13 protein-coding genes and 1 pseudogene are annotated in these 15,843 nt (G+C 37.0%); 6 read left to right on the plus strand and 8 right to left on the minus strand.

All coding sequences use genetic code 11. The features are described from left to right. The first annotated feature begins 192 nt into the window (after nucleotides 1-192). The 4 genes from JMW64_RS08225 to JMW64_RS08240 all read left to right on the plus strand — a co-directional run bounded on the left by JMW64_RS08225 (nucleotide 193) and on the right by JMW64_RS08240 (nucleotide 3,466). Nucleotides 193-639 (plus strand): hypothetical protein, encoded by a 447-nt coding sequence (locus JMW64_RS08225; RefSeq protein ID WP_201554084.1) that lies wholly within the window; start codon nucleotides 193-195, stop codon nucleotides 637-639. A gap of 1 nt (nucleotide 640) precedes the next feature. Beyond that, nucleotides 641-1,258, plus strand: a complete 618-nt coding sequence (locus tag JMW64_RS08230) for an Nmad2 family putative nucleotide modification protein (protein WP_201554086.1) — start codon at nucleotides 641-643, stop codon at nucleotides 1,256-1,258. Continuing rightward, a complete protein-coding gene (locus JMW64_RS08235) occupies nucleotides 1,255-2,388 on the plus strand; it encodes a pyrophosphatase (protein ID WP_201554087.1) in 1,134 nt (377 codons plus the stop codon). The genes JMW64_RS08230 and JMW64_RS08235 overlap by 4 nt, the downstream gene beginning before the upstream one ends. 61 nt (nucleotides 2,389-2,449) lie before the next feature. Further along, nucleotides 2,450-3,466 carry a nucleotide kinase domain-containing protein gene (locus JMW64_RS08240; RefSeq protein WP_201554088.1) on the plus strand — a complete coding sequence of 339 codons (1,017 nt, stop codon included), beginning with the start codon at nucleotides 2,450-2,452 and terminating at the stop codon, nucleotides 3,464-3,466. A gap of 31 nt (nucleotides 3,467-3,497) precedes the next feature. Here JMW64_RS08240 and JMW64_RS08245 read toward each other — a convergent pair whose 3' ends face one another. Beyond that, entirely contained in the window at nucleotides 3,498-4,124 is a 627-nt protein-coding gene (locus JMW64_RS08245) for a dCTP deaminase domain-containing protein (RefSeq protein WP_201554089.1), read from the minus strand. A 206-nt stretch (nucleotides 4,125-4,330) separates the two neighbouring features. Here JMW64_RS08245 and JMW64_RS08250 point away from each other — a divergent pair, with 206 nt between their 5' ends. Both JMW64_RS08250 and JMW64_RS08255 read left to right on the plus strand, forming a co-directional pair. Beyond that, on the plus strand, nucleotides 4,331-4,816 hold the full coding sequence (locus JMW64_RS08250) for a TIR domain-containing protein (RefSeq protein ID WP_201554090.1): 486 nt from the start codon (nucleotides 4,331-4,333) through the stop codon (nucleotides 4,814-4,816). Then, nucleotides 4,813-5,424, plus strand: coding sequence for an Nmad2 family putative nucleotide modification protein (locus JMW64_RS08255; protein ID WP_201554091.1), 612 nt, complete (start codon nucleotides 4,813-4,815; stop codon nucleotides 5,422-5,424). Before JMW64_RS08250 ends, JMW64_RS08255 begins: the two co-directional genes overlap by 4 nt. A 697-nt stretch (nucleotides 5,425-6,121) precedes the next feature. Here the strand turns inward: JMW64_RS08255 and JMW64_RS14270 are convergent. The 7 genes and pseudogenes from JMW64_RS14270 to JMW64_RS08290 form a co-directional block, all read right to left on the minus strand. After that, nucleotides 6,122-6,292, minus strand: a pseudogene (locus tag JMW64_RS14270) (DDE-type integrase/transposase/recombinase); the annotation flags it as partial. A gap of 123 nt (nucleotides 6,293-6,415) precedes the next feature. Then, complete coding sequence (locus tag JMW64_RS08265; RefSeq protein ID WP_201554092.1) at nucleotides 6,416-8,125, minus strand: DUF2075 domain-containing protein; 1,710 nt, start codon at nucleotides 8,123-8,125, stop codon at nucleotides 6,416-6,418. After that, complete coding sequence (locus tag JMW64_RS08270; protein ID WP_201554093.1) at nucleotides 8,126-8,458, minus strand: nucleotide pyrophosphohydrolase; 333 nt, start codon at nucleotides 8,456-8,458, stop codon at nucleotides 8,126-8,128. It lies immediately after the preceding gene. Nucleotides 8,459-8,517: 59 nt separating this feature from the next. Further along, a complete protein-coding gene (locus JMW64_RS08275; RefSeq protein WP_201554095.1) occupies nucleotides 8,518-10,863 on the minus strand; it encodes a DEAD/DEAH box helicase in 2,346 nt (781 codons plus the stop codon). Between the two features lie 39 nt (nucleotides 10,864-10,902). Beyond that, nucleotides 10,903-12,216 (minus strand): ATP-binding protein, encoded by a 1,314-nt coding sequence (locus JMW64_RS08280; protein WP_201554097.1) that lies wholly within the window; start codon nucleotides 12,214-12,216, stop codon nucleotides 10,903-10,905. 25 nt (nucleotides 12,217-12,241) lie between these two features. After that, on the minus strand, nucleotides 12,242-14,734 hold the full coding sequence (locus JMW64_RS08285; protein ID WP_201554103.1) for a tellurite resistance TerB family protein: 2,493 nt from the start codon (nucleotides 14,732-14,734) through the stop codon (nucleotides 12,242-12,244). A 52-nt stretch (nucleotides 14,735-14,786) separates the two neighbouring features. After that, complete coding sequence (locus JMW64_RS08290) at nucleotides 14,787-15,659, minus strand: exonuclease domain-containing protein (RefSeq protein WP_201554104.1); 873 nt, start codon at nucleotides 15,657-15,659, stop codon at nucleotides 14,787-14,789. Nucleotides 15,660-15,843: the final 184 nt, after the last annotated feature.

Below are 15,843 nucleotides of genomic sequence, written 5' to 3' on the forward strand. Positions count from 1 at the left end.
TTAAAAATTTTGATTCAAATGAATGCAAGTCTTGAAAATTGACTAAAAAAAGGGGTTACTCTCGAAGGTAGCATTGATGTCGTTCAAGACTATCATAACTCATTATTATTATCTTGGAAGTAGCTAGATTATCAGTGTTATTTGGCGTAGGATAAATGAGTAATTAACCTTATTAGAGGAGTAATTGGAACAATGAACGTGCTATTTACTTATACCAATGCAGCTGATACAAAATCAGATCACTTTAACTCTGTTAAAAACAGGCTTAATAATAAATATGAACCTGATTTCTATGATAGGGAGATCAAATGTGAATGGTCTCTTGAATCGAGCCGACTTCAACTACCATTTGAATTTCGAGAACTGAATATTATTTTTATTTATATGACCAATGAATTGGATACGTGTAAATATTTGGACTCTATAGTCATTTCTTCAGCACGCCAATATGATATTAAAATCATATTTGTTTATGCAGACTCCTTTGCACCTGCTTCTTTACTTTTAAAAGCTATGCAATTTTCTAACTCTATAATACCCCTTGATGCACTTGAGAGACTAGACGATTTAGATGGAGTATATATTGATAAAGAAGGTAATTCTTTGAAACAGTCTACTCCTAGCAGGCATGGATGCTAATATGAAACTATTTTCTTATGTAATGAAATATGATGATGGTTTTGCTCCTAATACAACAGGGAACCTTTTAACACTAGCTACTTGTAAACCAGCAATAAGAAGAATCGCTAAAATTGGTGACTTTATCATAGGAACGGGCTCTTTACCCAGAGGTGATCAAGGTCAACTTATTTATATTATGCAGGTGACGGAAATTCTTACTATTGAAGAGTACTCAAAAGATAGAAGGTTTTTTGATAAAATCCCTAATATGAGTGGAAACAAATTGAAACAGGCTGGAGATAATATTTATCGTTTCGAGGGTGAAACTATTATTCAATTAGATTCAAAACATTCAGATAGTGAAGGCTTTATAGTTAAAGAACATATGACAAAAGATATGAGTGGAAAAAATGTACTTATATCCTCTAACTATGTATATTACGGTCAAAACTCGAAAGTGATACCACAAAGATTTAGATATTGTAATGGAGAAGATATTTGCATTGAAAAGTCAGGGCATAAAACCTTTCCTAAAGAACATTATTCGGTCCTTAATGAGTTCATAGAATGGGCTTACGATCACGAACCTGCTGAAAATATGGTAGTTGGTCTACCATCTGATTGGAATAAGCAATGATTAAAAATCACAGCGTCTCCCTAAATAAATACATGAAGCTTGTTGAAGAGACCAATAAGTTTGCTGCTGATAAAATGCTTTTCGGAGCCCAAATGGGCTTATTTAGTGAAGTAGGTAGCTTAGTCTCATTGCTAAAGAAGAAGTTACTAAGTAGTGCTTCAAATGATCATTCAGATGAACAAGTGATTGAAGAAATGGGTGACATATTTTGGTATTTTACCTTAATTATCATCAGTGAAAACATTAAAATTTGGGAATTATTTAGCGATGCTAACTCTTCTAATAAGCAACAAGGTGAACTTATTATAACAGGGGTTAATAATAAGCCCTTTGTTGAAGTTAGTAGTACTAACATAACTGAGAACAAACAGCTGCTATTTGTTAATCTAATAGGTCGAACAGTCGCTATTAGCAAAGAGCCTAATCTAGAGAGCAGCAAAGATTTCCTAAATGCTTACCTTGAGATTATGAGCTTTCTCAATCTCAATTTGTTAGAAATCGTTGAGAAAAATATATATAAGATAAGAAATAGGTTTATACCTATTGAGGAGCTTGAATTACCATTATTATCATTCGACGCCGATTTTAATAAGGATGAGCAGTTACCAGTAGACTTTGAAGTACATATTGTTAGAAAAGCAAATGGCAAAGCCTATCTTAAATGGAACGATGTATATATTGGTAGTGCTTTGAACGATAACCATCAAGATGGTGATAACTATAAGTATCATGACGTATTCCATCTAGCATTCGTCGCCATATTACATTGGTCACCTACATTTAGAGCTCTAATCAAGCATAAGAGAAAAAGTGTTGCTTTCATTGATGAAACACAAGACAGTGGTAGACCAATTGTCATTGAAGAAGGCTTGAGTGCTTGGTTATTCTCTATGTCAAAAGAAAAGGGTGTTGACTTTACAAAGGAAAGTAGCGTCTCATATGATTTACTGAAAACTATTCAAGTTTTTGTCAGAGGGTATGAGGTTGAAGAGTGTCCATTACAGCTGTGGGTGAAAGCAATTACACAAGGGTATAGAGTATTTAATCAGGTCGTTGAAAATGAAGGTGGAGTTATAATAGGAAGTCGTAAAAAAAGGACGCTTGAGTTTAAAAAACTTGATGAAAATTAAAGGATATCTATTCTATACCTAATAACAGTATCAACTATACTTGATAAATAAATATAATAAAATGGCAACAGAAATGATTAAACCAAACGACGATATTTTCAAATACTATCTTTATTTCGCTCAAGAAAGAATGAATATCTTCTGGAATAAATACGAAGAAAATTACCCTTTGACCCAAGATCTAACCTTACAGACCTATAAATTTACAAATGTTTATAGAGCGATGGATAGAGTTAGTCAATATCTAATTAGGAATGTTATCTATTCGGATGATAATTTTTCTAACAAAGATGTTTTACTTCGTATTATCGTGTTCAAAATATTTAACAAGCCTGAAACGTGGGAGTATCTTGAGAGCGAAGTTGGTAAAATTTCTATAGATAATTTCAATTTGAAGCATATTAATAAGGCTTTATTAAAACGAAAGGAAAGTGGGCCCATATTTAATAATGCTTATATGATGACGGGCACACACTCTCTATATAACCATCTTGATTTTAAGCATGAAAAATGGCTCCAAATGGTTAAAGATGAATTAATTGGGCAGTCTGTCATCGATAAAATTATCGATGCAAACTCTTTGTCTGATGCTTTTGATTACCTTAGAGGTTGCTCGTTTATTGGCGATTTTTTAGCATATCAATATGCCATTGATATGAATTATTCGACGGTCATAAATTTTAGTGAAGACTCGTTTGTAAAAGCAGGTATTGGTGCTATAAGAGGTATTAAAAAATGCTTTGGTAATGCTTCGTCAGCGAGGTATAGCAATGAGGACATTATTAGATTCACGCAAGAAAACTTCGAATATTATCAGAAAAAATTTGATTTTAATGAATTTAAGCCTCTTTTTGGGAGAGCTCCCACCCTCATAGATATACAAAACTGCTTTTGTGAAACAGATAAGATTTTAAGAGTAAAGATGCCTGAGTTACAAGTGCAAAATAAGCGTATCAAGCAACAGTACAAAGAGACGCCCAAACCATTAGAACTTTTCTTCCCTCCTAAATGGAACATTAATCAGAATATAGATAAGCCGTGTTTACCAGCTACAACAAGAGAATTGACACTATTTTAATTAATAGATTATTGGTCTTGGTTGACATAGTCTAAGTAAGGTAAGCTTTGAACATTACACCAAGTATAGCAGCTCCTATTAAAGCGGCTAATACTAATACTTTCTCATACTTATTATCAAGATCTTTAATTTGTCTTTGCAAGTCGCCAAGAGATGCATTGTCGCTTCCACTCATGTGGTCATTAAGTAGCTTTCCAGTAACACCAGTTTGACCTTGATGCTTACCGTCATAACTTTCAGAAGTACTAGTCAATGTGGCGAACCATATCTGAAATAATGGCTCTTCTATCATAAGGTTTATTGGACTAGGACCAGCATTGAGTACGGAAAATACAATTTTTCCCTTAAAGTGAGGGTCTACATGAAATCCTGATATATTTACTAGACCTTTAAATTTTACACTGGCCTTTATAGAAATAAAGCCCATCATATCGTTAGGCATTTCGACTGTTTCATAAGTTTCTAAAAAATAAAACTCACCAGGATTAACTACTATTTGTTTATCTTCAGCTTGTAGGACTCGAAACTTGCTATCAGAAGAACAATAAGAAGACCCCAGACATAACTCATATTTATTACTGTCTATATACTTTGGCCTATACTGAGGAATGATTGACTTTATTTTTTCTTTTAATTCTTTTTCACCTAAAAAGCTCATATTTGCTCTCGTGTTTTAAAAATTTGATAGTTTTTATTCTTAATTGAGCTGTAACCGCTTGAGATTAAAAAAATTGATGCCACATAAGATTTATGAGTTTTTACTCAGTATTTTTTTATTTACTGAACATTGAGACGGAAAGATTATAAGGTTATACGTTAAAGTGACTATGCAAGTCAATGGGTGTCATATTTTAAGGGAATAATATGGGAAGTCAGAATAATGTGTTTATAAGTCATTATGGTAAAGATGATTACAATGTACAAAGTCTCAAAAAACGGTTAAAAAATGCTGGGTATGACATTCGCAATAGCTCTATCGACAGCACAAAACATCATAATAGAAAGCCACCTAGTAATGCTGTAGTAGAAAGATTACTGAGAGCAAGAATTCATTGGGCGGGAACTTTTATTTGCCTTATTGGCGAGAAAACGCACACTCGACCTTGGGTGGACTATGAAATTAAGCAAGCTCATCTGAAAGGTAAACAGATTATTGGCATATATAAGCATGGTTGTACAAATAACGTAAAGCTACCTGATAATTTCAAAAAGTATGGTGGTTCAATATTAGGTTCGAACTCTTTAGAGAAGTTAGGTGATGTCATATCAGGTAAAACAGCACTCCTAGAAAAACCCGATGGGACTGAAAGCGATTCTATACATACTATTAAAAGAGTGAGTTGCTCATGATGAACTTATTTTCTTATAGAGTTGAACACGATTATGGGCTAGCACCTAATCCTTTTCATAACTACTGTACTCTAGCTATTTGCAAACCATCAATTAGAGGTAACGATAACTTATCGATTGGCGATTGGGTGGTAGGTACAGGTAGCAAGAGCCTAGAGAATACTAATCACTTAATTTACGCAATGAAAGTGGAAGAAAAACTACCATTCAATAAATATTGGAATGATTCAAGATTTCAATGCAAAAAACCTATAATTAACGGTAGCTTAGTAAAAATGTACGGAGACAATATTTACCATCAGGATATTAGTACTAAAAATTGGATACAAGAGAATTCAGCGCACTCTTTGACCAGTAAACAACCAAATGCAAAACACTTGGAAACTGATATCAGCGGTAAGTACGTCCTTGTTTCTAAAGAGTTTTACTATTTTGGTGAAAATGCACCAGCGATACCAGATGAACTCATAAAGGTTTGTAACAAGGGTCGTAATATGCAATATAAAAAAATACCTCCAATTCTTAGGATTAAGTTTATAAAGTGGATAGAAGATAATTATCAGAATGGCATACATGGTGACCCTGTTAGCTGGTGTAATCATCTTTGAATATATGATCAGGCATAAGTTGAATCGTGTTTTAATTAGAGTAACAGTTTAATCTCATTTAGTTCGCCACTTAAAAAATATTTTAGAACTTTAAACAACCGAACTGTTTGAATGTTTCAAATTCTTTATAAACTCACGCTGGTCAAGATTAGTAGGGTTTTTAATAATCATAAATTAAATATATTAAAAGGTGTTTGTTAGATGACATATAAATTTCAAGATTGGTTAGAATTACATTCAGCTATACTTATGAGACGAACTAAACCTCTTTATATATTCATACTAGGTAGCGTATTAGCCTTACTAGCTCAGTTTTTATATATTAGAGGAGTGAGAAGCTTTTATAGTCATGAAATGCTTAAAGTGTTAGTTGAGCAGAACCTAAGTATTTTATCTATTGGTACTTGGTTAGTTCCAGTCGTCATCATTCTAATTTTTGCAAGCTTATCAATATCTATACATCAAGAAAACGTGCGAAAATTATATAAAAAATGGTAGATTTAAGCACACCTAAATAATCAGCTTGATCCCTGCCGTCAAATCCGTACAGTCAAACTTGAGAGATTTTAGTTACGCAGCCTGGCGATAAAAGTCAAACCACACCTGTCTTGGTGTTTTATAGCCTAAACCCTTTTGAATCCAAGTCTGGTTGTAATTTATACTGCTTGAGGATCTTATGTTACGTGTAACTACAGTACTGACTACCTCTATCAGAATGCACTATTGGTCGTTTACTCTTGATTGCCATATTGAGTGCACGGCATACTAAATTAGTGGTAATGCGTTTATTAAAGGCACAGCCGACCAGCTCTTTAGTGTAGAGATCTTTAACACCTGCTAAGTATAGTCGACCCTCATTTGTCCATAACAGTAGTTGAGATATTGCCGTCATTGTCCGCTACCTGCTTAACGGCTTATGCTTTAGACAAGATAATAGTCTCTTCAAGTAAAATCACAATCACATAAAAATTGTAACTATAAAACTCCAATACTAGCCAATACAGCTCTGAAAGTATTCCCGAAGATTTTCATCGTAACAGTAAATATAGGTTCCCTTTATCCCTCTATACATAATAGTTTTATAAATATTGATAATATAATCATGTAGTTGATCATCCGTAATCCCTACTCTACCATTTCTATCGTAATAATTACCTTTAACGACTTCGATTTTTTGAAGTTCTTTATTATAGATAATATCACTTCCAAATATTATTCCTGCGTAGTTAAGATCATAGCCTTGCGTGGTGTGAATGCAGCCCATTTCAGTCATATCTGTCGTTGAATTAACCCAGTCTTTATTGGTTCTATTCCAATATAACTCTACCCCATCGATTTCAGCATCAGGCTCAGTGCCTTTTCTGGACACCCATTCCCATGAGTAGCCTGAAATAACTCTACATAAACCAAACTTGTTTTCCTTGATCTCAAGCGCCTTAATAAAGGCTGGCATATCTGCAAAAACCTCTAAGTCATAATTATTTGACTTCCAAGGCTGCAAGTTTTCATCTACCTTCAATAAACGGTCAACAAAATCAATATAATCATCGCCGCCCGCTACTCTCATTTGCGACTTAAGCTCAAGAACGGTAGCAGTACTTTTTACCAAGGAAAAGCGATCTTTTTCAATATCAGAAGGTCTAACAGACTGGTGCTCATCGTAAAAGAACAGCTGATTATCACTTGAGCGCATTATCCACTCAAGCTCATCGCTATTGTTACTATCGATATCCAATTTGAGATCCCTACAGGTTTGATCAAAAGCACCATAACCAGAAATATTTTTCCTTCTTCTCAATCGATGTGCTTCATCAATGATTAGCAAATCAAAGTGGCTTTTTGCTGCTTCGTTAGGGCCAATAACCATATTCGCTGATAAACCATGTATGCTTCTAAAAACCTTTTTTAAGGTATCTCTGAGAGATGTCATAGGCACGACCAAAGCTATCTTCATATCTACCTTTGAAGTGCCAGTAGTTTTAATCTTACTCTTTACTTTACCTACTAAGTCAATCAAATGCTTGTTGTTAGCATACTCTGATAAGTCATCTGCACTAACTTGTGATAACAACAGCTTTATAAGATAAACGGCCAGTATTGTCTTGCCAGTACCAGCACTACCCTGAACAAAGACCGTACTGTTAGGAATGTCTTCTTTGCCTAGCACATGCAGATACTGCTCTATGGCATTCATTTGATCTTCAGACAGAGATTTGTATGGAGAAAACTTAAAGAGATCAGAGTTTTGAATATCCAGCAAATCACTCTTTACTATTTTTTCGCTTTTCAGTTCATCCCAAATACCTTTGAAGGTCTCATGATATAAGTCTTTTTGATAATATTTATGGTTAGAGATGCCAGCATTGCCGTTTAGTAGTTTGAACTGCTTATCTGCTTGCATATACTGTATAAGATTGGACTCAATATCTAATACGGTAGACTTATTAAAATAACCACTAAATACTACCCTGATATTCTGTAGCTCTCTTTTTTCTTCATTCGCTAAGTGCTGACTAATTCGACTCGTAATATTAGTCGTCTCACCGACATAAGCTTTTTTAGATTTTTTACTGTAAATGATATAGACCACAGGATAGTCATAACTGACTGGTGCTTTTTTTCGTATTGAGCTGATGGTACTGTAATCAAATGGAAAGTCTTCGATAGAGAATGGGAAATCTTTCATTGCATGGTCAAACATTTATTCAGCTCGCTTTTTTTTATTACCAAAGGCAGGATGCTTTTTTTCATTCAGCTGTATTTTACTCAAAACAGCTTCCTCCAAGTCTATATCCAGCTTTATACACATTGTGAGTATGTATATAGAGATATCAGCTATCTCTTCCTTTACGCATCGAATTTGATCACTATCTAGATTACGTGACTCTTCTTCACTAAGCCACTGGAATATTTCAACCAACTCAGCAACCTCTACTGACATCGCCATTGAGATGTTCTTTGGCGAATGGAACTTATCCCACTCTCTTTCATGAGAAAACTTCTGTAGCTTTTTTTCTATAGTCTTTATATCCATACTTCGACCCTTCAGGACAAACATTTTTTAAATGATTAGTTTTTAGCTTAACCTCTGAGTCATACTGAAAAGCTGAGTTTATTTTTAAAATGCTCCAACCACTCTTTCAATCCAACGATATCAAACATTTGGGCACCGTAACCAATATTGAGCAAATCATCAGGTAAGTATTCATCGAATTTTTCGATCATTTTGTTAGGTACAGTTTCTGCAAGCTCAGTGGCGGTGGGCAAAGTCTGATTGGAAAGTCTTTTTAAAAATCGAGAAACCTGAGTCGAATCTACTTTATGAATACGGATGACACCTGCATAATCTTCAACGACAAAGTCATCTCGTATAAGCAGCATTTTCAAAGTGTTCACTATCTTATCGCCACGCCACATGAATATGTAGCTATGACCATCTTTATCTATAACCGGTCGATTACTTAAATCGTACCTGTTAAAAGTATCAATACTTTCTAAAAATAAGTGTCTGGCCACCGTATCAGCGAAATCTAGATGTTTCTCGCCAACTGCAATACGATAATCACCGTTGTTCAATATCTCATACATTTCTCGGCGTACTCGGTCATGTATAGACATGCTACTGTCACCAAAAGCTGGAGGCTTACCACCGCCTTTGACAGAGATAACATCCACTACTTTTTTATCTATATCAACATCTTTAACTTGCCAGCGTCTACCGCCAAAAATGATGTACTGCTCAGGTAATAACATAGTCTCAATTGGTAGCGTTCCAAGCGTCCTATTACCTGCCACAATACGATATTCTTCTGGGGTTTTGAACACGGCATAAAAAGTGTAATGACCAACAATACGCTCACCGACAACACCTAGCACCAACTGATTATTACCGAGTTGGGTAAGCAGTTGAGCACTTCCCATCTGGCTAAGCAGCGATTTAAAGTGAATTGGTTGTATTTTTTGAAAAGGTCCTTGTTTGCATAACAGCATATAAAGCTGGTCAGCACGAATACCGCCCCATTGACCAATAGTCGCTAGTACTTGATGCAATAGCGTTGAGAAGTGATATAACGAAGTGTCCGCCGGCTCAAACCATTTATCGACAATCAACAGTCTTATCATCGCGAGTGACTGTATTAACTCAAGACGTAGATCATCAATGAGACTGGTATCTTTACTGATTTCTTTTTCGGTAATGAGCATTCTAAGTACGGCTGAACCACCACGCCTACCTGAGCGTCCGAGCCGTTGCCGAAGACTGGCTACAGAATGCGGCGCTGTCACTTGTACTACCGTATCAACCTTACCAATATCAATTCCTAGCTCTAAGGTCATGGTACATATGGCGGTGGTTGGCAGCGCTTCTTTTTGTAGTCGTGCTTCTAAGGTTTCCCTAAGCTCTTTTGAGAGTGAACCATGATGAGGGAAAAACTCATTGGGCACAATGTTACGCTCACATAGCTCACTCAGCTCTGTAGCAATCATTTCTGTACGCTTGCGGCTATTAGCAAATACCAGATGGCTACCGCCACGGCATAAACGGTATAAGTCAGCACAGACTTGTGCTTCGGCAGTATAGGGATGCTGAATACCCATATTTTCAGAGTCAGTATCTTTAGAGAGAGAATATTTAGAGCCAAAACTTTCAAAATTAACGTTTTCATCATTTGATCTGAGCGCTAATTGACTGGGCTCTATATAACCTTTTATTTGCACCTTAATGCTAGCTATTACCTCATCATCTTCAATAATAACACAAGGCAATGACTGATTAGGTCTTAGTGACTGCGGTACGCTTTTAAGTTCTCCCAACGTTGCACTCAATGCAACTCTCGGGATAGGTGAATTTAAACGTTCAGTGACATGCTCAAGCCGAGTCAAAAGTGATAGTAAATGCTGACCACGCTCGCTACCTAAGAACGCATGAAACTCATCAATCACAATATATTTTAGATTACTAAAAGCTTGTTTGACCCAACCTGCATCCCGAACCAGTAAAGATTCAAGCGACTCAGGCGTAATCAAAATAATTCCGGATGGCGACTTCTTTTGCTTATTCTTTTTACTCTGTGGACTATCACCATGCCATGGCGTCACTTGCATATCAAGCAGGTCTGCTAAACTCTCAAGCCTTCGATATTGATCATTAATGAGCGCTTTTAGTGGGCTTATATATAGAATGCCTACTCCGTTGCCCTGAGCCTCTTTCTCATATCTATCTACATTCTGACCCTCGTCTGACTTAACAAGGGCACTACATGCTGGCAAAAAGAACGCTTCAGTCTTGCCAGCAGCAGTCGCTGCACTAATAAGTACGTCGGTTTTTCCAGACAAAATTGGCGCGATCGCCTTAGCTTGCACTTCGCGCAATCCGCTCCAACCTTGGTTAAATATCCAACGCTGTATACGGAAGTCGAGCTGGAGATGAGCGTCTCTCAAAGGTAGTTTCTCATGTTTTTTATTAATATTATTGGTGACCTATAGCCTAAAATCAGTAAGCTCGTCTTCTTCATCCATACCACTCATATCAATGTCCATATCGGATGGCATTTCAGGGTCGATAGTTACTGATTCAATAAGTTGATCCCATGAAATGTCTGGGTTTTGGTCAATGACAGCTAACATATCCAAAAACGCTTTAATAGTATTACGAGGCGTTCTAAAGTAAGCATCACCTATCGTTTGACTACAATGCTGTAAAAAAGCTTGTAAGGATTCATCAGGTACCAGATATTCAGCTTCATCACCACCTGCATAAACATGACGCAGGTTTTTAAGTAAGATATATAACTCTTCTGGTGTGAGGCTCGCCAAATGCAATGCAGGTGAAGAATAGTCAATAACACCTGCCCGCTTGGCAAAGCTATTATCTGCTAATCGCGTTTGCAAGGCGTCATAGCTATATAACCCTTTGCGCGGATCAAGTAAAAACTCTGGCGTACCGCCCAATAAAAACCCTAGATGCTCAGCGGTACCTTGTAAGCAGTCATTTAGAATACGTAGAATCTGCTCATAATTGGCTTGGCGTGCTTGTGTACTATTAAGCTTATACAAGTTGACCATTTCATCAAGATTGACTAGCAATCCTTGATAGCCTGCCTGCCGTACGAATAAACTCATTATTTTAAGCGCGTCATAAAAAGAGGTATCAGATATGATAGTACGCACGCCTAGATGACGTCTAGCATCAGTCTTTGTTGAGTACTCTGCACGTAACCATCGAATCGCATTGACCTTCAGCTCATCATTACCTTCTTCATGTCCTTGCCAATAAGCTTCAATGACCTTGGCAAAATCATAGCCACCAACCAACTCTGTTAATTCAGCCAGTTTGTGCTGGATAACCTCACCAATAGCCTCATCAGTACTATCTGCTTGTTTGCGTGCTTCTGTAATGAAGCGCTCTACTACACTGGCCAAACCATTACCATCTGGTTTATTACGAGTAGACAAATTACGCATGAGCTCAGAATATAAGTTTCTTGCTTGTCCTGACGATGCTTGGATACGCCTATCAGGCGATAAATCAGCATTAACAGTGACCAGTTTACGCTCAAGCGCAATGGCCCTTACCACACTTAAAAAGAAAGTCTTGCCTGAACCATATTCACCAATAATAAGACGAAAGGCCGAACCGCCATCAGCGACGCGCTCAATATCGCTTATGAGCGCTTTGAGCTCATTCATACGCCCCACTTGGATATGCTGAATACCTACCTTGGGCGTGACTCCCGCCTTCAATGACTGAATAATAGCATCGCGCTCTTTTGCTCTAATTTTTTTACTGGTCATTATTCATCCTTACTGATTCTTATATTTAGTCCAATACCTTTAACTCTTCGACAATCTCAAAGTCGATCACTATCTCATCTTCAGCTTCCAATACTGGTGCATCGACATTATCATACGACCAATCATTGATAGTCTCGATCGCCCCATTTATCATTAAATTTAAGGACTCACATAACACTTCAGCTTCCTCTCGTTGCCATACCTCTTTACTAATAAGCTGCTGATACAGCTTACTATGAATAGTATCTAGACCTTTAGCAACAGATTCTTTGGTCCTATCAGCTTCAGCATTATTATTTACTTGCTCATCTGATAGGGATTCATTATCCGCTTCCATATCGTCATCATCTGCTGCAAATATACTTGCCAGCATTGCTTTAGCGTCGCCTGTCTCACTTTCATACGCAGCTAATAATTCCGTATTAAAAATAAACGGCTTACTATTACGATCTGAGATATTAGCATTAACTCCAATACTATTGTCATTGGTCGTCTTTTGCTGTGTCGCATCGTTAAATGTTGACGTGATCTTTTTAGCACTGGTTAAATGGTGAATATCACTAACCACTGAGTTTTTATCAAGACCTAAAGCCTGGTACAGCTTTTCAATTTGTTTGATTTGACTTGGCTCTACATTACCGTTAGCTAAGGCAACTGAGATGATAAAACGACTGATAAAGCTAATGTTCTCCTCATTAAGTACTGCTAGCTTTGCCTTTAGACCCGCCATATTAGAAGGGCTATTTAAGCGCCATAACAGATAAGCCTTTAGCGACGCCTTTTCAATAGCAGTAAGCTGAGGGTCTTGCTCAATAATCGTCAGTAGCGTATCTACTTCTCTTTTATCGACATAGCCATTAATGGTTGCCACCATGGCACCCAATCTAAGCGCCAAACTGATTTGGTAAAATGACGTACTCGGCTCAAAGTCTTGACCATGACCACTATCAAATAAAACCACATATCCATCCGGTTTAAGACTGGTCTGATAATAACGCTGATCTGGTACAACACCGAAGCCAGCCAACTCAGCTAAATTAGTAATCATCTCACCATGTTTTTTAGCAAATGACTTAGGCATAGTATGTGACGACTGAGATGACGGCTCAACTAAATACCCCCATAGCTCTTTAACCGTTGTCAGCCCTTCATCATTTTGAGTAACAGATTCTGCCCATGCCTTAAAGTTTTGTATGACTGTATATTTTTCTCGGTACGCTTGCTGCTGAATCAGTGCTTTGGGCAGTAACATAATAGCGTCTATGCCTGTTGCAGAGTTACCCTCTCTCCCCAGATAACGACTGTAAGCATCCAAAGCCTCGTTACACTGTTCGGCCATAGCAATCAGCTTTTTGATGGGTGATTTTAAGGCGCTTGGGTCTTGCAAATCATCAAGGGTAAGGTCGACACTCACAATTGATTGGCTCGCAGCATGATAGCTAATTTTTAATTTGGTTTTATTAGGAGGGATGATAAATCCATTTGGATAGGCTTTTTGGTATAAAATCTCAAACAGATCTCTAAACTCTGATTCACAGCGCCTTGCAGGTGTTTTGAAGTTATATTCATTAGAAAAAATGAGCCATTCCCATGCTAATGTGGCAGTAATAGGTAACTTTAAGGTTACCCTTTTTGCTAACTGCATTTTAAAGGTTAGGTTTTGACTACTGGCAGGCGACGGTAAAAGCTGTGCTGTTTGTATTTTTTCTTCAAATAGTGGCGAGCGCACTAGCGTCATAAACTCTAAAAAATTCGCTGAGTAGTTACTGAATGAGGACTGTTTGCCATAAATATCATGCAGCCGTAACACCTCATTATAAATACTGACAAACTCATTATCAGACACGCTATCGTCACTAATACCTTCAATCACTCTACGTTCAAACCCACCAAAGTAAATGAAAACATATCCAATCGGTGTATTGGGATTCGCCCGATCTGATGCCAACCAATCTAAATAAACCCCGCGGCACGAGGGTGATAGAGCTTCATAACTTGGCCAGTAGCCAAGTGACTCATCACTATAGATATTTGAGGTGTTATAAATAACCTTTGGCGAACCGACCGATAAGCTATCATTTATCAACGATGGCTCAGTGCCGTAACCAATCAAAGTTTCAAGCTTACCACCAAAATAAAAAAAGCCCTTATCAATGATACGTCCCTGTATGTTTAGAGATTCATACCTTGATACCCAGCGTCCAAGTCTGCGATTCGATGAAGTAGCATCATGCTTTTGCTTGTTTGATGAGATAACAAAGGTTGCCAGCTCACCCACATCATCTAAATGCTCATCACGATACCTATTCGTCTGGCTTTGTCTCGCATAAACATTTTGGGCTCTAGGATTAGTAGAGTTATTGTGATTTGCAACGTTTGAATCAACTCCGGTCTCTACAATAGTTTCAGACGGCTTTATATCAGGCGGCAAATCTATAAAATGAGTTTTCGCCTCATCTTCTTTGGCATCATACTTCTCTCTGAATAGCGCCAATACATTTTCGATAAAGTTTTTCATTACCTATAAAACCCATTCCAAGAGAATTAGCTAAAAGAGCTGTACAGCAAGATTAAAGCTTAAGCATTTTAAGAAAATCATGTTCTGTAAGAATATTGATGTCGACACCTTCTGCAATTAGTGTCTCTGACTTACGTTGTTTACTGCTTTTATCATGTCCATTTAATAATGTTAAATCTGGTGTACCTACAACTAAATAATTGAGGTTTTTAGATACACCGGTTTTAACATGAAAACCTTGCCTCGCTGCGATATCAGCAATTTCTGCGCGTTTTATAGATAGCTCGCCTGTAAAGCAAATGTTTAATCCGAAAAACCTACCTTGCTCATTACCTTCTATAGATCGTTTTTGAGTGAAGCGCTGCGTACTATTATTGCTATTTCTTGGATGAGATGGCTGAGCATTTAACCATTTCGTGATTGAAGCATTATTTTCTCTAAGAATGGTTGTCGTCACAAACCCACACGCTTTGGCGTCTTCTAGAGCATCATGATGATCAAACGCGTACCGCCATTCCTTACATACATTAGCAAGATTATATCCTGAAGTACTAAACCGCTGGCAGGTATCGCGTACCATGACAGAGGCATCTGCCCATTGCCAAGACGGTAGTGGCAAATCATGATCTAATAAACACTTCGTTATTGCTCTTTGATCAAAATCGGTATAACTGACCACAACATTCTTACCGATAAATTGAATAATATTGCCATAGATATCAAATATGGAAGGTGCATCTTTTACTTGGTTATTATCAATACCATGAATATCTATATTCGTTCGGCTAAAACTAGACTGTGGTCTTATAAAGCTACAGTAGGTATCTATCAGCTTACCTTTTATGTATTTCGCCATACCTATTTGACAAATAGAGCCAACGTCTGAGTTGGCAGTTTCTACGTCGATAGCCACAAAATTCATCATCTGTCCTTGTGCAAATAGTATTTAATATATCAGTTATGAATAATAATAAACTAAAATTGATATTTTTACCTACTTGATTGATAAATGCTAATCTAAGTTTAATAGCAATTAAACCCTCTCCTTTTTATCTAAAAAAAAACGTATGAACTGGTTTTTCTAAATTTATTTGATAGCCAAAAAAATA

The sequence above is a fragment of the Psychrobacter immobilis genome (assembly GCF_904846065.1).
Classification (GTDB): domain Bacteria; phylum Pseudomonadota; class Gammaproteobacteria; order Pseudomonadales; family Moraxellaceae; genus Psychrobacter; species Psychrobacter immobilis_H.